This window comes from Microbacterium sp. cx-59, assembly GCF_020805625.1.
In the GTDB taxonomy this organism is placed as follows: Bacteria; Actinomycetota; Actinomycetes; order Actinomycetales; family Microbacteriaceae; genus Microbacterium.
Genome location: NZ_JAJHGO010000006.1, coordinates 109,366 through 128,043 on the forward strand (window position 1 = coordinate 109,366; position 18,678 = coordinate 128,043).

At 71.9% G+C, this 18,678-nt stretch carries 19 protein-coding genes; 8 read left to right on the plus strand and 11 right to left on the minus strand.

All coding sequences use genetic code 11. The features are described from left to right. Positions 1-6: 6 nt before the first annotated feature. Positions 7-1,047 (minus strand): glycosyltransferase family 2 protein, encoded by a 1,041-nt coding sequence (locus LMI96_RS06925; RefSeq protein WP_228360955.1) that lies wholly within the window; start codon positions 1,045-1,047, stop codon positions 7-9. 250 nt (positions 1,048-1,297) lie between these two features. On the opposite strand from LMI96_RS06925, the gene LMI96_RS06930 reads away from it, so the two are divergent. Further along, a complete protein-coding gene (locus tag LMI96_RS06930) occupies positions 1,298-1,897 on the plus strand; it encodes an acyltransferase (RefSeq protein ID WP_228360956.1) in 600 nt (199 codons plus the stop codon). Between the two features lie 256 nt (positions 1,898-2,153). Here the strand turns inward: LMI96_RS06930 and coaA are convergent, their stop codons facing one another. Further along, positions 2,154-3,107, minus strand: coding sequence for a type I pantothenate kinase (gene coaA, locus LMI96_RS06935; protein WP_223721727.1), 954 nt, complete (start codon positions 3,105-3,107; stop codon positions 2,154-2,156). A 99-nt stretch (positions 3,108-3,206) separates the two neighbouring features. Here coaA and LMI96_RS06940 point away from each other — a divergent pair, with 99 nt between their 5' ends. Beyond that, positions 3,207-4,139, plus strand: coding sequence for a Ppx/GppA phosphatase family protein (locus LMI96_RS06940; protein ID WP_228360957.1), 933 nt, complete (start codon positions 3,207-3,209; stop codon positions 4,137-4,139). A 304-nt stretch (positions 4,140-4,443) separates the two neighbouring features. After that, positions 4,444-5,160, plus strand: a complete 717-nt coding sequence (locus tag LMI96_RS06945; protein ID WP_228360958.1) for a TetR family transcriptional regulator — start codon at positions 4,444-4,446, stop codon at positions 5,158-5,160. Positions 5,161-5,396: 236 nt separating this feature from the next. On the opposite strand, the gene glmM is transcribed toward LMI96_RS06945, so the two are convergent. Genes glmM through rplM form a run of 3 tightly spaced genes read right to left on the minus strand, consistent with a single transcriptional unit; the run spans position 5,397 to position 7,717 of the window. Beyond that, complete coding sequence (gene glmM / locus LMI96_RS06950) at positions 5,397-6,752, minus strand: phosphoglucosamine mutase (protein WP_228360959.1); 1,356 nt, start codon at positions 6,750-6,752, stop codon at positions 5,397-5,399. An 8-nt stretch (positions 6,753-6,760) separates the two neighbouring features. Continuing rightward, the gene (gene rpsI, locus LMI96_RS06955; protein WP_223721723.1) at positions 6,761-7,240 is read right to left on the minus strand and encodes a 30S ribosomal protein S9; all 480 of its coding nucleotides are present in this window, start codon (positions 7,238-7,240) and stop codon (positions 6,761-6,763) included. 30 nt (positions 7,241-7,270) lie between these two features. Continuing rightward, positions 7,271-7,717, minus strand: a complete 447-nt coding sequence (gene rplM / locus LMI96_RS06960; RefSeq protein WP_223721722.1) for a 50S ribosomal protein L13 — start codon at positions 7,715-7,717, stop codon at positions 7,271-7,273. Between the two features lie 330 nt (positions 7,718-8,047). On the opposite strand from rplM, the gene LMI96_RS06965 reads away from it, so the two are divergent. After that, positions 8,048-8,941, plus strand: a complete 894-nt coding sequence (locus tag LMI96_RS06965; protein WP_228361030.1) for an oxygenase MpaB family protein — start codon at positions 8,048-8,050, stop codon at positions 8,939-8,941. A 322-nt stretch (positions 8,942-9,263) separates the two neighbouring features. Next, positions 9,264-9,536, plus strand: a complete 273-nt coding sequence (locus LMI96_RS06970; RefSeq protein WP_223721721.1) for a GlsB/YeaQ/YmgE family stress response membrane protein — start codon at positions 9,264-9,266, stop codon at positions 9,534-9,536. A gap of 885 nt (positions 9,537-10,421) precedes the next feature. On the opposite strand, the gene LMI96_RS06975 is transcribed toward LMI96_RS06970, so the two are convergent. Next, positions 10,422-10,787: a DUF4406 domain-containing protein gene (locus LMI96_RS06975; RefSeq protein WP_223721720.1), complete on the minus strand. Its 366-nt coding sequence runs from the start codon at positions 10,785-10,787 to the stop codon at positions 10,422-10,424. Positions 10,788-10,833: 46 nt separating this feature from the next. Between LMI96_RS06975 and LMI96_RS06980 the strand changes: the two genes are divergently transcribed. Beyond that, complete coding sequence (locus tag LMI96_RS06980; RefSeq protein WP_228360960.1) at positions 10,834-11,592, plus strand: DeoR/GlpR family DNA-binding transcription regulator; 759 nt, start codon at positions 10,834-10,836, stop codon at positions 11,590-11,592. A 30-nt stretch (positions 11,593-11,622) separates the two neighbouring features. Here the strand turns inward: LMI96_RS06980 and LMI96_RS06985 are convergent, their stop codons facing one another. The 5 genes from LMI96_RS06985 to LMI96_RS16310 all read right to left on the minus strand — a co-directional run bounded on the left by LMI96_RS06985 (position 11,623) and on the right by LMI96_RS16310 (position 17,083). Beyond that, positions 11,623-12,441 (minus strand): glycosyltransferase family 2 protein, encoded by an 819-nt coding sequence (locus tag LMI96_RS06985; RefSeq protein ID WP_228360961.1) that lies wholly within the window; start codon positions 12,439-12,441, stop codon positions 11,623-11,625. Next, positions 12,438-13,727 (minus strand): glycosyltransferase, encoded by a 1,290-nt coding sequence (locus LMI96_RS06990; RefSeq protein WP_228360962.1) that lies wholly within the window; start codon positions 13,725-13,727, stop codon positions 12,438-12,440. Before LMI96_RS06990 ends, LMI96_RS06985 begins: the two co-directional genes overlap by 4 nt. Before the next feature lie 29 nt (positions 13,728-13,756). Then, positions 13,757-14,830: a glycosyltransferase gene (locus tag LMI96_RS06995; protein WP_228360963.1), complete on the minus strand. Its 1,074-nt coding sequence runs from the start codon at positions 14,828-14,830 to the stop codon at positions 13,757-13,759. Then, positions 14,827-15,948 carry a glycosyltransferase gene (locus LMI96_RS07000; protein ID WP_228360964.1) on the minus strand — a complete coding sequence of 374 codons (1,122 nt, stop codon included), beginning with the start codon at positions 15,946-15,948 and terminating at the stop codon, positions 14,827-14,829. Before LMI96_RS07000 ends, LMI96_RS06995 begins: the two co-directional genes overlap by 4 nt. Positions 15,949-16,054: 106 nt before the next feature. Then, on the minus strand, positions 16,055-17,083 hold the full coding sequence (locus LMI96_RS16310) for a CPBP family intramembrane glutamic endopeptidase (RefSeq protein WP_228360965.1): 1,029 nt from the start codon (positions 17,081-17,083) through the stop codon (positions 16,055-16,057). Between the two features lie 66 nt (positions 17,084-17,149). Between LMI96_RS16310 and LMI96_RS07010 the strand changes: the two genes are divergently transcribed. Both LMI96_RS07010 and LMI96_RS07015 read left to right on the plus strand, forming a co-directional pair. Next, on the plus strand, positions 17,150-17,752 hold the full coding sequence (locus LMI96_RS07010; protein WP_228360966.1) for a low molecular weight phosphatase family protein: 603 nt from the start codon (positions 17,150-17,152) through the stop codon (positions 17,750-17,752). 75 nt (positions 17,753-17,827) lie between these two features. Next, the gene (locus LMI96_RS07015; protein ID WP_228360967.1) at positions 17,828-18,664 is read left to right on the plus strand and encodes an alpha/beta fold hydrolase; all 837 of its coding nucleotides are present in this window, start codon (positions 17,828-17,830) and stop codon (positions 18,662-18,664) included. The last annotated feature ends 14 nt before the right edge of the window (positions 18,665-18,678 follow it).

An 18,678-nucleotide genomic window follows, 5' to 3' on the forward strand; every position in this document is an offset into this window, starting at 1 on the left:
GGGCGGTCATGTCGCTGCGGCGACCCGGCTGGACGCGTCGCGCTCCCAGCCGGACGCGCGACCCGACTGGCGCGCCGACCGGCGCCGCCCGATGAGCGTCAGCAGCACGTACCAGGCCGCATCCGCCGCGCTCCGCGGACCCCGGATGCCGGCGAGCAACGCCGTGCCGCGGGACGCCGCCTCGGACGAACCGCCGAGTTCCGTGACCCCGCGCCGCTGCCGCGTGAGCACTGCGAGCAGGCCCGCGGTGTCGCGGGGCGTCCGCACCCGAGCTGCGGAAGCGGCGACGATCCGCTTCTCGCCCCCGGCGAACTGCTCGTCGACCCACGCGTCGTCGGCGGTGACGTCGGGGAACTCCCCCACCCGGCGGTGGCCCGCCTCGTTCATCGCGTACCCGCCGGCTCCCCACAGCCGCACCGCGACCGGGATGCGGCTGCGCGCCCGGTAGTACGCCCGCACCGGCAGCGACGCTCCGGCGGTGTCGTAGACGAACGGGGCGCGCGCGGCCAGCACCCCCGGCTCGCCGAGCGCGGCGAACACGGCCAGCACCGCAGACGGCGCGATCTCGATGTCGGCGTCGAGATACAGCCGCGGCCACGCCGTCGCCACGCTGTCGCCGAGGTTCAGCGCAGCGGTCTTCGACGGTCGTTCGGTCTCGATCACCCGCACCCCCGGGTATCCGCGAGCGATCGCTGCCGTGTCGTCGCGGCATCCGTTGCACGCCACGACGATCTCGATCCCCGGCATCGCCCCCAGCGGCGCGAGCGCACGGAGCGTGCGGCCGATCACCGCCGACTCGTCGTGCGCCGGGATGATGATCGCCCCCCGCACCTCGTGCTCCCGCGCCGCAACGGCGCTCCGAAGGTGATGTTCGCGTTCCGCGACCGCGCCTCGAACACTGTGCTCGCGTGCCGCGATGGCACTCCGCGCGCTGAGTTCCGGCGCCGCGACGGCGCTCCGGACGCTGAGTTCCGGTGCCGCAACGGCACTCTGAACGTCGATGTCCGTGGCGGCGTGCGCAGCCCGGACGTCCCCTGTTGTCCCCATGCTCTTCCCCAGATGCGCGCACCCCGAGCGAGCGGTACGCGCGTAAAGCCGGTCCGGTCGACGATCCCACTCGCCGCCGTCGTGTTCGCGTCCCCAGACGCCCACGACCGGTGTCCCCGCGGCCACTGTAGCGAGCCGCGCGGCGTGCGCACAATACAATCCGACGCACGGGCGCATCGGGTTGCGGTGTGCTCGCCGCATCCGATCGCGCGGCGGCATCCGTTCGCGACACCCGAGGGAGAGGTCGACCATGGCCGGCACCGCATCGTTCACGCATCCGTCCGCCGACCTCGACGACGACGTCGAGCTGGGCGCCGGCACCCGGGTCTGGCATCTCGCGCAGGTGCGCGAGGGCGCCCGGATCGGCGCGGACTGCACGATCGGACGCGGCGCGTACATCGGCCCGGGCGTCGTGCTGGGCAATGCCTGCAAGGTGCAGAACTACGCGCTCGTGTACGAACCGGCGGTCGTCGGGGACGGGGTGTTCATCGGCCCCGCGGTCGTGTTCACGAACGACGAATTCCCCCGCGCGGCGAACCTCGACGGTTCGGCGAAGACCGCCGAGGACTGGCACGCGGTCGCGGTGCGGGTCGACCGCGGCGCATCGATCGGGGCCCGCGCGGTGTGCGTGGCGCCCGTGCACATCGGCGAGTACGCGCTGGTCGCGGCCGGCGCGGTCGTCACGACCGATGTGCCCGCCTTCGCGCTCGTCGTCGGGGTTCCGGCGCGCCGCATCGGCTGGGTCGGTCGCGCCGGACACCGCCTGACCGACGCCGGCGACGGCACCTGGATCTGCCCCGAGACCGCCGAGCGCTACCGCGAATCCGCCGGCATCCTGACCCCGTCCTGACCCCCGCGCCCGCCCGCGCGCGTCGCCCGCGCCCCACCCCTCGCCCCAACCCGCGAGACGGGATCTTCGCGCCGAGACAGTGGGGTAACCCCGCAGTCTCGGCACCCAGATCCCGTCTCGCCGAAAATGGGGCGGGACCGGATGCGGGGCGAATGCGGGGCGGGACCGGATGCGGGGCGAGCCCGGATGCGGCGCGAGCCCGGATGCGGGGCGAGCCCGCGCGGGACCGGATGCGGGGCGAGCCCGCGCGACGGGGTCAGAGCTTGCGGAGCAGCACGCGGTCGACCGTGTGCTCGCGGCCCTTCTGCAGCACCAGCGAGGCACGGTGCTTGGTCGGGAGCACGTTCTCGACGAGGTTCGGCAGGTTGATCTCGTTCCAGAAATAGCTCGCGCGGCGCACGGCCTCGTCATCCGAGATGTCGGCGAAGACGCGGAAGAACGAGTTCGGGTTGCTGAACGCGCCCTGGCGGAGCGCGAGGAACCGGTCCACGTACCACTGCTCGATCAGGGCGGGGTCCGCATCCACGTAGATCGAGAAATCGAACAGCTCGCTGATGGCGACGTCGTTCGGCGTCGGCGGCGGCTGCAGCACGTTCAGTCCCTCGACGATCACCACGTCGGGTCGACGCACCGTCGTGTGCGCGTCGGAGATGATGTCGTACCGCATGTGCGAGTAGTACGGGGCGCGCACCTCGGGCTCGCCCGACTTCACGGCGGTGAGAAACTCGACGAGTGCGCGGCGGTCGTACGACTCCGGAAAGCCCTTGCGGTCCATCAGCCCGCGACGCTCGAGCTCGGCGTTCGGATACAGGAACCCGTCGGTCGTGACGAGCTCGACGCGGGGCGTGCCGGGCCATCTGCTCACCAGCTCACGCAGCAGGCGCGCGATCGTCGACTTGCCGACGGCGACCGATCCCGCCACGCCGATGACGAACGGCGTCGTCGTGTCGGCATCGCCGAGGAACGCGCTCTCGTCGGCGCCGAGCCGCTTGGTCGATGAGGCGTAAAGCGAGAGGAGGCGACTCAGCGGCACGTACACCTCGCGCACTTCGGCGAGGTCGAGCCGGTCACCGAGACCGCGCAGCTGCACGACCTCGGATTCGGTCAGCGGCTGCTCGATGCCGGCGGCGAGTCGAGCCCACTCCGGTCGGTTGATCTGGCGGTAGAGCGACAACGCGAGCGGCTCTGACACGGAGGACACCTCTGGCACGCGCCCATCGTAACCTCCGCCCGGCCGCAGCGATCTGCGGCCGCCGCGCGGGGACGCCGCGCCGACCGGACGCGGCCGCCGCGCGGGTACGCTGGGCGGGTGCGTCTGGGCGTTCTCGACATCGGATCCAACACCGTGCACCTCCTGGTCGCTGATGCGCATCCGGGCGGTCGTCCGTTGGCGACGACGAGCCGTCGCACCGTCCTGCGCCTCATGCGCTATCTGACGCCGACCGGCGCGATCAGCGAGCCGGGCATCCGCGCGCTGGAGGATGCGGTCGCCGAAGCGCGCGCGCACGCCCGCGCCGAGGGGGTCGCCGAACTGCTCGCGACCGCCACATCCGCGGTCCGCGATGCCACGAACGGCACCGAGGTCATCCGCCGCATCGAAGACGCGCTGGGTCAACCGCTGCAGGTGCTCGGCGGCGAAGACGAAGCGCGGTTCACGTTCCTCGCGGTGCGTCGCTGGTTCGGCTGGTCGGCGGGGCAGATCCTGTTGTTCGACATCGGCGGCGGCTCACTCGAGATCGCGGCCGGCGCCGACGAACTGCCCGCGGCGGCCGCATCCGTTCCCCTCGGTGCGGGGCGGATGACGGTGACGTTCCTGCCCGAGGATCCGCCCGGCGAGGTCGCGGTCGATGCGCTCCGCGCCCACGCGCGCGAGACGCTGGCGCCGATCGTGGCGACGTTCCGCGATCAGCCGACGCCCGATCACGTCGCCGGGTCGTCGAAGGCGATCCGCTCGCTCGCGAAACTCGCCGGTTACCCCGTGCCGGGCTGGTCGGGCAGCGAGCGGTTGATGCTTCCGCGGGCGGCGCTCGGCTCGTGGATCCCGCGTCTCGCGCGGCTGCCCGCATCCGCCCGCCAGGAACTGCCGGGCATCACGGCCGACCGCACGTTCCAAATCGTGGCCGGCGCGGTCGTCTTGCACACGGCGATGCGCGAGTTCGGCATCGATGAGCTCGAAGTGAGTCCGTGGGCGCTCCGCGAGGGCGTGCTGCTGCGCTACCTGGAGAGCCTGGCCTGGGGATGAGCCTCCGGCCCCGGCCGCTCTTCCCTCGAGGGAATTGCGCCCATAGGATGAGGCATCCGCACGCCCGACGGGTGGAAAACACCCACCGTCGGGCATGCGGCCCGCACCGACGACCCCCCAAACAGGCGGCCAACAACAACAAGGACCATCCGTCGGTATGAACGAAAATAGATCAGTTTCGTCCGCCGGACAAGACTCTGGACTTATAGTCCATAACAATCCGGCATCGGATGCGGCAGCACGCGGTGAGAGCGCTCCCCGCAAGCGGTCGACCCGCATCTCGCGCGACGAACTTCGCACCCGCGTGCTCGATGCCGCAACTGTTCTGCTCGAAGAAGGCGGCATTTCGGTCGGGCTCCACCACCTCAACATGGAGGAGCTGATCCGACGGGTCGGCGTGCCCCGCAGCTCCGCGTTCGCCGCGTTCGGCGGCAAGGACGAACTGCTCACCGCGCTGATGCTGCGCCTGCTCGAACCCGACGGACCGCACGCGCTCGGTTACTCCCCCGGCTCGAACGACGTCGCCGCGGCGACGTTCACCCGCCACGCCGATCGCCTCGTGCGCGCGGACGGAACGCCGGATCCCGAGGGCGCCGCGGAGGTCATGCGCGAGTCGATCCGGCTTTCGCTCGCGCGAAACGTCGCCGACACGATGCAGTCGACGCAGTGGCGCACCTACATGGCCCTCTCGGTGTCGGTGGAGAGCCTTCCGCCCGTGCAGCGTCCGCGCGTGCAGGCGGCGCTGCGGGCCGCCGAGACGGCGTTCCTGCAGCAGATGGGCGAGCTCTACCGCTCGGTGCTCGAGTACCTCGGGCGGCGACCCGCGGAGGGCGTCACCTACCTGCACATCGCCGCCGTCGGCGCCTCGCTCGTGGAAGGCATGGCCAGCAAGCGCCTGATCGGCGTCACGGATGCGGACAGCACCGTCACCCGCCCCGGACTCGACGGCGAACCCGTCGAGTGGGAGGTCACCGCGCTCGCCTTCGCCGCCATGCTCGACGGCCTCACCCGCCCCGTCTGACCGCCGCGCCCTCCCGCCCTTTCCCCCGCGCGCGCCCGCCCCGCCTGACCGCGCTTTCGACCGCCGCGAGACGGGATCTTCGCGCCGAGACCGTGGAGTAACCCCTCCCCACCGCCACTCCACCCGCGCTTCGCGCGCGCGGAGCCTCGGGCGGCGTGGGCCCATGTCTCGGCGCCCCGATCCCGTCTCGCGGATGCCGATGCGGAGCACCGACGCGCGAGCGGACGCCCGCGGCGCTACAGACCGAGGCGGATGCGGACGACGTCGGCGAGGCGCTCGGCGATGCGCTGGGCGTCTTCGACGTTCTCGGCCTCGACCATGACGCGCACGAGCGGCTCGGTGCCGGAGGCGCGCAGCAGCACGCGTCCGCTGTCGCCGAGCTCGGCTTCGGCTTCGGCCACGGCCTCCGCGACGCCCGCATCCGCGACCCGGGTGCGGTCGACGCCGTCGACGTTCAACAGCACCTGCGGGAACACCGTCATCACCGACGCCAGCTCGGCGAGGGACTTACCCTGCCGCGCCATCTCGGCCATGAGGTGCAGGCCGGTCAGCAGACCGTCACCGGTCGTCGCGAACTCGCTCATGATCACGTGGCCGGACTGTTCGCCGCCGAGCGTGTACTTGCCCGCATCCATCGCCTCGAGCACATAACGATCGCCGACGCCGGTCTGTACGACGCGGATGCCACGCGCGGTCATCGCACGGTGCAGTCCGAGGTTGCTCATGACCGTCGCCACGAGCGTGTCGTCGCGGAGCACACCACGGTCCTGCATCGCGGCGGCGAGGATCGCCATGATCTGATCGCCATCGATCTTCTCGCCGGATGCGGTGACCGCCAGGCAGCGGTCGGCGTCGCCGTCGTGCGCGATGCCGAGGTCGGCACCGGTGCGCAGCACGTGCTCCGCGAGGTGGTCGAGGTGGGTCGACCCGACCCCGTCGTTGATGTTCAGTCCGTCGGGGTCGGCCCCGATCACAGTCACCTGCGCGCCCGCGTCGCGGAACGTCTCGGGCGACACGCCCGCGGCGGCGCCGTGGGCGCAGTCGAGCACGACGTGGAGCCCGTCGAGCCGGTGCGGCAGCGACTGGAGCAGGTGCAGAACGTACCGGTCCTCGGCATCCGCGAACCGACGGATGCGGCCGACGTCGGCCCCCGTCGGCTGGAGTTTCTGGCCGGCGATCGCGTACTCGATGCGCTGCTCGACCGCATCCGGGAGCTTGACACCACCGCGCGCGAAGATCTTGATCCCGTTGTCGGGAGCGGGGTTATGCGAGGCCGAGACCATCACACCGAAGTCCGCGTCGATGTCGGCGATGAGGAACGCCGCGGCGGGCGTCGGCAGCACACCGGCGTCGAGCACATCGACACCGGAGGATGCCAGGCCGGCCGCGACCGCAGCCGAAAGGAACTCCCCCGAGATGCGCGGGTCGCGGGCGACAACGGCGGTGAGCCGTTTGCCTGCCGCGCGCCGCGCCTCGGCGGAACGGCCCTGGCCCAGGACGACAGCAGTCGCCTGGGCCAGGGAGAGCGCCAGATCGGCGGTGAGGGGGCCGTTCGCCAGCCCCCGCACGCCGTCCGTACCGAACAACGCCATCTGGCGTGTCAGCGCTTCGAGTACTGAGGAGCCTTGCGCGCCTTCTTGAGACCAGCCTTCTTGCGCTCCTTGACGCGAGCGTCACGGGAGAGGAAGCCGGCCTTCTTGAGGGTGGCGCGGTTGTTCTCTTCGTCGATGCCGTTCAGCGAACGAGCGATGCCGAGACGCAGTGCGCCGGCCTGACCCGAGGGGCCACCGCCGGAGATGCGGGCGATCACGTCGTACGCGTCGGTCAGGTTGAGCACCGTGAAGGGGTCGGTCACGAGCTGCTGGTGCAGCTTGTTCGGGAAGTAGTCCTCGAACGTGCGGCCGTTGATGGTGATGTTGCCCGAGCCGGGAACGATGCGCACGCGAGCGATGGCCTGCTTGCGACGACCGACGGCAGCGCCGGGAACCGAGAGAACGGGGCGCACGGCCTCCGCGGTCTCCAGGTCGGCCGGGGTCTCGGTGGAGTAGTTGGAGTCGGTGGATTCTTCGAGATTCGCCACGAGTATGTCCTTAGTCAGTCTTGGCGGCGCTTACTGGGCGACCTGGTCGAGGGTGTAGGTCGTGGGCTGCTGCGCACCGTGAGGGTGCTCGGCGCCGCGGTAGACCTTGAGCTTGCGAAGCTGCTGGGCGCCGATGCTGTTCTTGGGCAGCATTCCGCGGACAGCCTTCTCGACGGCACGCTCGGGGTTCTTCGTGAGCAACTCGTCGTACGTGATCGACTTCAGTCCGCCCGGGTAACCCGAGTGACGGTAGGCCTTCTTCTTCTCGAGCTTCTGACCCGTCAGGGCCACCTTCTCGGCGTTGATGATGATGACGAAGTCGCCCATGTCGATGTGGGGAGCGAACGTCGCCTTGTGCTTGCCACGCAGAAGCGCGGCAGCGTGCGAGGCGAGGCGGCCGAGCACGACGTCGGTCGCGTCGATGATGAGCCACTCGCGCTGGGCTTCGCCAGCCTTGGGGGTGTAAGTGCGCGTCACAATAGTGCTGCTTTCTTGATCGAACGGAGATGTTCGTGAATCCCACTCCGGGGTGCTTGCGGCGACGGATGTCGAGGCAAGACGCCAGTGGAGGGCTCACGTTCGCGGGCCGGTCCAGCAGGGACACGGCACCAAAGAGTCAGAATAGCACGCCGACCCTCGCGGCCACGAATGAGGATCCCGCCGATCGGCCCCGGGCCGGCGCCGGGATGCGAGGCTGGGTGGGTGACCGTCCCCCGCCCTGCTCGTGCTGCTGGTGCCGCTGATCCCGCTCGCTCCGCTGGTGCCGCCCGCGCCGCTCGTCCCGCCCGCGCCGCTCGTCCGGCTCGCGTGCCGCTCCGCGCCAAACTCCTCACCGCGCTCGCGGGCGATCCCGACGGCACCCCCGCGTGGGTACGGGAGCTGGCGGAAGGCGACGACACGGGCTACTTCGCGGAGGACGGCGCCGCGTGGACTGTGCACGGCGGGCTCGCGACCATGGTCGCCGGCATCCGTGCCCTGCTCATCCAGGCGCTGCATCCGGGAGCCATGGCGGGAGTGCACGACTGGTCGCGTTTCCGTGAGGACCCGCTCGGCCGACTCAGCGGCACCGTGCGTTGGATCATCGTCGCGACCTACGGGTCGAAGACGCAGACGCACGCGGAGGTCGCCCGCATCGGCCGCTTCCACTCCCGCGTCGAGGGGGACTACACCGGCGGCGACGGATCGGCGCGCAACTACACCGCCAGAGACGGCGACCTCGTGACCTGGGTGCACCTCGTCTTCGCGGATGCGTTCCTCGGCGCGCACGAGACCTGGGGCGGGCCGATTCCGGGCGGGGCCGACGCCTACGTCGCCGAGTGGGCCACCGCGGGAACCCTCATGCGAGTAGCTGCCCCTCCCCGCACGGCGGCCGAGCTTCGGGCGCAGATGCAGGCCTTCGCCGACCGCGGCGAGCTCCGCCGCGACGAACGTGTGGACGAAGTCGTGCGCTTCCTTCGCCAGCCGCCGTTCACCGGGATGATGGCGGTCGCGTACCGCGTGCTGTTCGCCGCGGCGGTGGCGAGCCTGCCGACGAAGTGGCGACGGATGCTGGGGCTGCGCCGCTCGATCTTCCCCGTCGTGACCCTCACACGGGTGGTGCTGGCGGTGTCGGCGCGGGCACTCGGGTCGGGTCCGCGAGCGCAGGACTTCGCCCGGCAGCGGCTGCGCCGGCTCGAGCGGGACGCGCAGCCCGGCCGCTGACGATGGTGCGCGCCGCGTCGCCTGCACGGCTCGCGGCTCGTGCGCCGGGCGCGAGGGGGTGCGCGGCGAGTGCGCGAGCGCGGCGGGCCGGGTGCGCGAGCGCGGCGTGTGCGGGAGATCCGTGCGGGCGGCTCGCGGCCGGATCGGATCGTGTGCGTGTACCGCGGACGGGTAGCTTCGGTCAACCCGGCGCAGAGCCTCGCCGAGTTCGGCACGCTGGGAAGCTGTTCCCCGAGTCGGCCCGAATTGCGTTCGGGGAACGCTTCCTGTCCTATGCACCATGTTTCGCGGGCTTCGGTCCGCGTAGAGAAAGGAGGCCCAGATGGGCTTCTTCGGATTCCTGCTCCTCGGTCTCATCGCCGGCGCCATCGCCAAGCTCATCCTGCCGGGTAAGCAGGGTGGCGGCTGGTTCATCACTCTGCTCCTCGGCGTCGTCGGCGCCCTGCTCGGCGGATGGCTCGGTAGCGTGCTGTTCAACGCGCCGCTCGAGGAGTTCTTCTCGATCCAGACCTGGCTGCTCGCGATCGGTGGTTCGATCGTCGTGCTGCTGATCTACGGCCTCATCTTCGGTCGCAAGAACCGCAGCCGGGCGTAATTCCCGCTGCACCGATGCCCGCCGGGTCGCGCTTCGCGCCGACCCGGCGGGCATCGCCGCGTTCGGGCGGGGTCTGGCGGGGCGGGGCAGGGCGGGGCGGGGAAGCGTGACCCACCGCGGCTAACTCCTCCAGATCCGGTCCTCGACGGCGCCTGGGGCAGCACCGGCACCCTTTTGGAGGAGTCAGCGGGACTTCCCGGCCGACAGCGCGGCGCGGATGCGGGCCGACCGCCAGCGCCTCGTCCCGCGCCAGGAACCCGCGGCGCGGCGATAGGCGCGAGCCAACCGCGGCTAACTCCTCCAGATCCGGTCCTCGACGGCGCCTGGCGCAGAAGCGGCACCCCTTTCGGAGGAGTTAGCCCGACTTCCCGGCCGACAGCGAGGCGGGATGCGGGCCGATCGTGAGCGCCTCGTCCCGCGCCGGGCTCCCGCGGCGCGGCGATAGGCGCGAGCCCACCGCGGATAACTCCTCCAAATCCGATCTCGACGGCGCCTGGGGCAGAAGCGGCGCCCTTTTGGAGGAGTTAGCAGGAACTCCCCTGCCGTAGGCGCGTCGCGATGCGCGCCCGACCGCTGGCTAACTCCTCCACATCCTGGCCTCGGGGGCGTTTGGGCCTGATCCGGCGCACTTATGGAGGAGTTGGCGAGACTTCCCGTCCGGCAGCGACGTGCGGATGCGGGAGGGGCCAGCGCCAACTCCTCCAAACCTGGGTCTATCCGCGACCTGGACCCGGCCCGCGGGCGTATTGGAGGAGTTAGCGAGGCAGCGCTCAGCGACCCGGCGCGGCGCGGGGTTCAACGCCCGCAACTCAGGAGAGACGACCGCCGCACGGCGCGGGCCCCGCGCAGGCCCGCACGACCCCAGCCGCGCCGCCCGCGGCCGACTCAGACGCCTGGAACCTCGGCGAGCGAGCGGTACACGGGCAGTCCGCGCTCGAGCGCGATCTCGACGTCCTTATCGGCACCGACCGAGTCGCCCGGCAGGCGCAGCACCGCGTCGCAGTGCTGCAGCAGCCGGTGCGCGACGGGGTACATGACGTCGGCGGCCAGCGGATCGGCCGGCCCGGTGGCTCCCGCGCTTGACAGCACGGGAAGCGCCACCCACTCGCCGATCATCGGAATGTGACCCGCCCGGAAGATCGGCCACGCCGCCTCCTCGAGTCGGTCGAGGTTCTGCCGCATCAGCGCGGGATCCCCGCCCGTCCCCGATGCGTATGGTCCAGCGATCAGAATCATGAGAGGTTTGGTCATAGCCCCAGAATAGTGCATGAACGTGCAACAACGTGAAGGAATACGGATGCTGGCAGCCGCGCGCAAAGACCTGCTCCTCGCTCGACTGCGGGCCGACGGCCGCATCATCGCCAAGGAATTGGCGGCTGAACTGGGCCTCTCCGAAGACAGCATCCGGCGGGATCTGCGCGAACTCGACGCCGCCGGTCTCGCCGTCCGCGTCTACGGCGGGGCGCTGCCGGCGTCTCCCGCGGTCGCCGATTACACCGCGCGGCAGACCGTCGCCACCGACAGCAAGCAGCGCGTGGGCCGACTCGCCGCGTCGCTCGTCGAACCGGGCAGCACCGTGCTGATCGACGGCGGAACGACCGCGCTCGAGATGGTGCGCGCGATCGACAGGACGACCGACTGCACGATCATCACGCACAGCCCGACCATCGCCGCGGCGCTCCTCGACCACGCCGCCGACGTGCTCATCCTCGGCGGCCGCCTCTTCAAGCACTCCGCGGTCGCGAGCGGCGCGGCCGCGGTCGAGGCCACCCGCGCGATCAGCGCCGACCGTTTCTTCCTCGGCGTGACGGGCATCCACGACACCGAGGGGCTCACGACCGGCGACGCCGACGAAGCCGCCATGAAGCGTGCGCTCGCGGGCCGCGCTGCCGAAACGTTCGTGCTCGGCAGCAGCGAGAAGATCGGCGCGGTGTCGCGCTATCTCGTGATGCCGCTGGACGAGGTGACCGCCGTCCTCATTGATGCGGCGGATGCGGACTCCCCCACGGCCCGAGCCCTCACGGCCCGGGGCGTCGACCTCCGTCTCTCCGCCTGACCCGGAGCATTTCCGCCTGCCCCGGAGCGCTTACGCGCGGCGGTAGCCGCCGTCCGGAGTGCGCGCGACGAGCCCGAGCGCGACGAACGCGTCGAGCCACCCGGTCATCGGCCACCATTCCCAGCGCTCCGCGAAGATCGCGCCGTTGCGCAGGATCGCGTCGACGTGCCGCACCGGCGGGCTCTCGACCGCGTGATGCTGGTGGTACGCGCGGGCTGAGCCCACCCACGCCATCTCGACCCCGCGCGCGTGCGCCGTGTGCCCGAAGTCGGTGTCCTCGCCGCCGTACCCGACGTAGCGTTCGGAGAACCCGCCGATGCGCCACCACGTGGCGGCCGTGACCGCGAACGACAGCGACCAGAAGAGGTTCGGGTCGCCGCCGTGCACCACCTCGCCGGGGCCCGGAGCAGGACGCGCCGGATGCGGCCGGTCGAGCGCCGCGAGCGTGCCGAAGTCGTAGCCGTCGGGCGGTGCGGGCGGCAGGTAGGTGACGGGTCCGGAGAGCAGCCGGTCCGCCGTCGTCGGATCTGTCGCGGCGGCCGCGTAGGCACCGACCAGGTGAGGCCCCGGCAGGCAGTCGACGTCGAGGAAGATCAGCACCTCGGCCCCGCGATCGATCGCGGCCTCGGCGCCGGCATTGCGCGCACGGGCGAGCGGGAGGCCCTCCGGCGCCGCGGCGAGCGCGAGCACGTGCGTGCCGGGATGCGCGAGCGCACCCAGCGCGGGATCGTCCATCGTCACCAGGATGCGGTCGTCCGGCGGTTCGATCGACAGCGCGAGCGCGTCGGCCTGGCGCCGCGCGTGCGCGTGCCGCCCGTGCGCGATCGTGATGACGGCCGTGCGGGTCATCCGTCGCCCCGGATGCGGTCGCCCGCCCCCGCACCGCCCGAACCAGACCCGGCACCGCCCGAGCCGGCTCCCGCCCCGCGGCGCGAAATCCCACGCGAAGCACCCGCCCCGGCAGCCCCGAACCCCACTCCGCCGCGCATCACGCGGGTGATGATCTCGGCGGCACGCGCGGCGCCGCCGCCGTCGTTCCACGCCCGCCACACCGACCCGTCGAGCCGGTGCGCCGCGTCGAGGAGGTCGCCCCATCCGCCGTCGGGCAGGCGCGGCACGACGATCGCGGGCCAGTCCCCCGCCGCCAGCACGCGTCCGGTGGCGGCTTGCTCGTCGTGCGGTCGCGCCTGCGGCACCACGATGGCGGGGCGGCGGGCGGCCGCGACATCCGCGATCGCATTCTGCCCCGCGTGGGTGATGACGACGTCGGATGCGCGCACCGCGTCCCGCGGGTCGGCGACCCACGCGCCCGACGAACCGCCCAGGTGCGTGATCTCCCATCCGGGGGTCGCGGCGCGCGCGGCGGCGACCGCATCCGGGGTGAAACCGTCGCCGCCCGCCCCCGCGAGCACGAGCGCGCGTCGCCGGGTGCCGGCCGGCGGCGCCCCGGCGCCCGCGCCGAACGGGTAGCGCGAGATCGCCCCGACCGGATGCAGCCGGGCGGCGGCCGCATCCGAGAGCCCGGTGACCATCCCCTCGGCCTCGTCCGGCCAGGCGGCGATGATCGCGGCCGAGATGTCGAAGCCCAAAGCGTGAGCTGGGTCGTCGCGGATCCCCGGCAGCGCCACCGTCACGACCGGCACCCCGTGCAGGCGCGCGAGCAGCGCGACCTCGACCGAGACGTCGGAGACGATGACCCGCGGATGCGCGCGGGCGATCCACGCCGAGATCACCGCCGCGCGTTCACGCAACCCGTCGACGCCGAGCGGCACCCAGTGCAGGCGTCCGTTCGCGGTCGGGTCGACCGGCCGCGGTTCTTCACGGCGCAGAGCCGACGCCTCCCGCACGGCACCCGCGAGCCCACCCGGGAGACCACCCGGGGCGACACCCACCGGACCCGGCGGGACACGCACCGCCCCGCCCCGCCCACCAGGCGCCGCACCACCGGCCGCACCACCGGCCGCACCCTCCGGCACGTCGAGCGGGAGGTCGACCCAGTCGCCGTTCCACGCCGCCGGACGCGGCAGCGACGACAGCCCGGTCACGGGTCCGCCGAGCGCCGCGGCGATCGCGGACGCGCGATGCAGATGCCCCCGCCCGTGGTGGTGGATGTAGTACCCCACCCCCGAAAGCACCCCGCCTCCGGACCCCACCCTGCCCCCGCTCACGCGGCGAGCACGGGACGGGTGAGGTCGCGGTACACGCGCTCGTACCCGTCGACCATGGCCGAGAGCGACAGCGCCGTCTGCGCGTGGCGCCGCACTCCGTCTCGGGGCAACAGCACGGCCTCACGGATGGCGGCGGCGAGCGCCGGGAGGTCGTCGGGCGCCGACAGCCGCCCGCTCGAGGGCGTGACGACCTCGACCAGGCCTCCGCGCGCGAATGCGGCGACGGGTGTTCCGCAGGCCATGGCCTCGGCCGCGACCAAGCCGTACGGCTCCTCCCACCGCGGGGTCACGATCGCGACCGACGAGCGCCCGATGAGTCCCGCGAGGTCTGCTCCGGCGAGGTGTCCGGCGTAGCGCACGTCGTCGCCGAGGCGCGGCGCGATCTCGGCGGCGTAGTAGTCCGGGTCGTGCAGGGGTCCGGCGAGCACGATCGGGATGCCGGCGAGCCGGGCCGCGTCGATGGCCAGGTGCGGGGCCTTCTCGGGCACGAGCCGCCCGAACCAGACCGCGCCGCCGCCGCCGGGACCGGCGGCCCAACGTTCGATGTCGACACCGTTGTGCACGACGATCGGGTCGACGGTCTCCGACCAGTCCGCCGCGGTCGCGTGACTGACGGCCACGAAGGTCGACGCGTGTCCGTTGAGGCGCATGGCGGATTCGAGCCAGGGCGTCGGGGGCGTGTGCAGGGTCGTGATCATCGGCACCTCGATCGCCGACGCCATCGCGATCGGCAGGTGATGCAGCGTGTTGTTGTGGATGATGTCGAAGTCGCAGGCGCCTCCTCGCTGCAGGTCCATCAGCAGGGCGAGGTAGGCGTGGTGCTCTCGCATCCACGAGTCCGGCGGCGCGGCCACGTCGCGGCGCGCCCCGGCGCTCGGCGCGTACTCGGCGACGTCGAGCGTTCGCACCTGCAGGTCGGGGTCCGATCCCGGCGCCGCGAAGATCGTCACGTAGTGTCCGCGCGCGGCGAGCGACGAGGCCAGCGCGTGCGTGTGCGCTTCGAGTCCTCCGGCGAAGGGTTCGGCGATGGGGAAGCGGCTGGAGGCGATGAGGCAGATCCGGAGCCTCAAGAGAGCAGGTCCCGGTAGAGCCGCGCGTGCGCGTCGGCGACGTGCTGGCGCTGCTGCATCCGCTCGTCCACCGACACGGGCGCCGTCGGTCCCGCGTCGAAGGCGGCGCGCACGGCGGCGGTGAGGGAGGCCGCGTCGAGCCCGGAGCCGTCGTTGCCGTACCGGAAGACCGGCCCTTGCTCGCGGTAGTACCCGCAGTCGGGGGCGATGACGGCGGTGCCGAGATCGCGGCACGCCTCGAGCCAGCCGGAGTGCGTGCCGAACCGGTACGGCAGCACCGACACGTCGAGCGACTCGAGGTAGTCCCACAGTTCGTCGTCGGGCAGGAAGTCGTGCACCCGGGTCTCGAGCAGCCCCGCCGCTTCGGCGTTCTGCAGGAACTCGCCCAGCTCGGCGTCGTACCGCGCGCCGCCCGGCAGCAGCACATCGCGGTGCCCGTTGACCTGCAGCACGCCGCCGGGCAGCGCGTTCACCGCATCCGTCAGCACGCGCAGCACGGCGAGCGGGTTCATGCTCGCGCGGAGGCTCTTCACGTGCAGTCCGACGCGGAACTCCCCGCTCTCGCGGCGCGGGCGGACGGCACGGATGCGGTCGGGTTCGACGACGTGCGGATGCGGAAGCACGATCGCCTCGCGACCCCACCGGCGGCGGATCTCGTCGGCGGCGCCGGGCGTGAGGGTGATCAGCGCATCCGCGGCGGGCGCCAGCACGTCGAGTTGCGCATCGTGCTCGGCGCTCGTCTCGTGGTGCGGGTTGCGGAGGTCGTGCACGGTGTAGACGAGCGGGCGCCCGGCGCGCCGGAGCGCATCGACGAGAGCCTGCAGTTCGGCGGGGGTGCGCGCGTCGAACCCGAACTGGATGTGGAAGACGTCGAAATCGTTCGCCCGCACCCACTCGGAATCGAGCATCACCGGGGGCCACCACCGCGACACGGTCGAGCGGGCGGGCGACGCCGGGTCGGGGTCGGCCAGCCGCACGACGCGCGGAAGCTCCCCGCCCTCGATCACCGGATCGAGGTGACGGACGTACACGTGGGATGCGGGAACCGAGGCGACTCGGATGGTGTCAGCCGCGGTGGGCGGTGCGTCGGCAGCGCGAATCAGGACATCGAACGACAATGCAACCCCTTCCGGAGCGATGGTGCGTGGATATTCGCATCATCACTCGCGGATGTGTCGGGCGAGTGCACTTGACAGAAGTTCTTTCGCCGGTGCGCCGAGGGCGTTACGAGAGCGCGAGATCGATTCCGCCGGAGCCGCCGGCGAGGGTGCCGACGAGTGCGAGCACGACGTACGAGGCGTTGAAGACGGCGTGGGTGAGCAGCGCGCCCCAGAACCGGCCGGTGACGAGCACGAGGGTCGCGCCGACGAGTCCGACGAGGGCGATCGCGGCCGCCGACGCCCAGGTCGCGCCGAGCGATCCGGTCAGCTGGTGCAGCAGCACGAACACCCCGGTGCTGACGAGCGCCGCGCCGAAGCCGGCGACGGCCGGGGCCCGCGTCAGGCGGCGGAACGCGGTGTACAGCGCGACGAGCAGCAGAGCGTGGAAGAAGACCTCTTCCACGACGGGCGCGATGACGACGGGCAGGAGGAGGTCGCCGAACCACCAGTCCGCGCCGAGTCCACCGTCGACGGTCGGGTAGGCGGGCCAGACGGACACTCCGGATGCGGCCTGCTCGAGCCATCCGGTGATGACCCGCAGTGCCACCCCGAACACGAGCCCGAACAGCACGTCGGTCGCGCGGAAGCGCAGGAGTCCGCGCGGCACGGAGCGCGTGAAGCCGTAGATGACGGGTACGAGCATCGCGACCCAGAGCACGACCGTGCCGATCCACCCGCCCAGTACGCCGCCGATGAACTCGGTCGCGGCCGTGGCGATGAGGATGCCGGCACCGAGCGAGACGATGGCCCAGCCCACGAGCAGCCAGCCCCAGGGCTGGGTCGTGGTGCCGCCCTGCAACCAGACGCGCGGCGCGCTCGGCCGACGGCGCCGCCGCCGACCGGAACCGGACTCGGCCGCATCAGCATCGGCAACGGCACCGTCACCGTCGGAGCGATCGGCACCGTCGGCACCCGCATCCGAGATCCGAGCGCCGTCCGCGGCCGTCCCGTCTCCCGCCGATTCGCCCGCCGCAGCATCGTCGTCGGTCACGCGCGGGTCGGTGTCGATCTCCGCCGGCGCGATGCGCCGGGCGACCCACTCGCCTGACTCGGACCGCGAGAACCGGGAGGTTCGATCGTTAGACTCGCTCACGGCGCCCACGTTACCGGGACGAGAGCACGCCCGTCTCCGCGCCAGGTACAGGGGGGCCACCACCGCATGCTCGAGGTCTTCACCGTCTGCACGGGGAACATCTGCCGGTCGCCGTTCGCGGAGATCATCCTGCAGGACGAACTCGGCCACCGCGGAGTGCACGTCGCGAGCGCCGGTGCGCGCGCGATGATCGACAGCCCGATGACCCCCGAGGCGATGCAGCTCGCCCGCCAGTACGGCGTGCCCGACGAACTCATCTCCGGGCACCGCGCCCGATGGTTGAACGAATCGCACCTCGTCGAGCCCGATCTCGTGCTCGCCATGACCCGGGAGCACCGCCGCGCGGTCGTCGAGTTGGCGCCCGCGCAGACGCGCACGACGTTCACGGTGCGGGAGTTCGCTCGCCTCGCCGCAGCGGTGCCGGATGCGGACGCCCACGCGGTGGCGGATGCCGCGGGCACCGATCCCGCTGCGCGGCTCCGCGCGCTGCTCGCGCGCCTGACGGCGGTGCGCGGTGAGCTCGATCCGCCCGCCGACCCGACCGCCGACGACGTCATCGACCCGTACCGGCGCTCGTGGGAGGTCTACGAGCAGATGGCCGCCGAGCTCATGCCGTCGCTCGGCGAGATCGTGCGCGTTCTCGACATCGCGGTCGGCCCGCGCGCCTGACGCCCCCAGCTAACCCTTTCCGCATCCGTCGTCAACCGTGGCGCCCTGTTCAGGGTCGGCGCGCACCATGACCGCATGAGCGAAATCACTGCACATCATGGCCTGTTGTCGAGTGTCGAACTGCACGTGGACGACACCGGCGGCCCGGGCCGCCCGGTCGTTCTGATCCACGGCTGGCCCCTGTCGGGCGAGTCCTGGTCCGAGCAAGTTCCGGTGCTCGCGGGCGCCGGTTATCGGGTGGTCACGTACGACCGTCGCGGATTCGGCCGCAGCAGCAAGCCGCGCAGCGGGTACGACTACGACACGTTCGCGGACGATCTCGCCGCGGTGCTCGACGAGCTCGACCTCTCCGACGTGACGCTCGTCGGGTTCTCGATGGGTGGCGGCGAAGTGGCGCGCTACCTCACCCGGCACGGGCGGAGCCGCATCCGGAGCATCGTGTTCGCCGCGGCGGTCACCCCGTACCTGGCGCAGACGTCGGATAACCCCGCGGGCCCCCTGACGGCGGAGGCTGCCGCCGACATGGAGAAGGCGCTGCGCGATGACGAGGCGGCGTTCTACGACGGCTTCACGCGCGACTTCTTCTCCGTGGACGGCGAGCTGAAGGTGTCGGAGACGCAGCGGCTGCAGGCTCTCGCCCTGACGCGAGATGCCGATCACCACGCCGCGGTGAAGGCGATGGAGGCGTTCGCCACGACCGACTTCCGCGACGACATCGAGCAGGTCTCCGTCCCCACGCTCGTCGTGCACGGCGACAGCGACGGCATCGTGCCGTTCGAGGGATCGGGCGCGCGCACGCACCTGGCGATCGCCGCGAGCGAGCTCGTGCTGATCGAGGGCGCACCGCACGGCCTGAACGTCTCGCACGCGATCGAGTTCAACGACGCGCTGATCCGCTTCCTCGCGGACTGACGGGGCGCATCCGG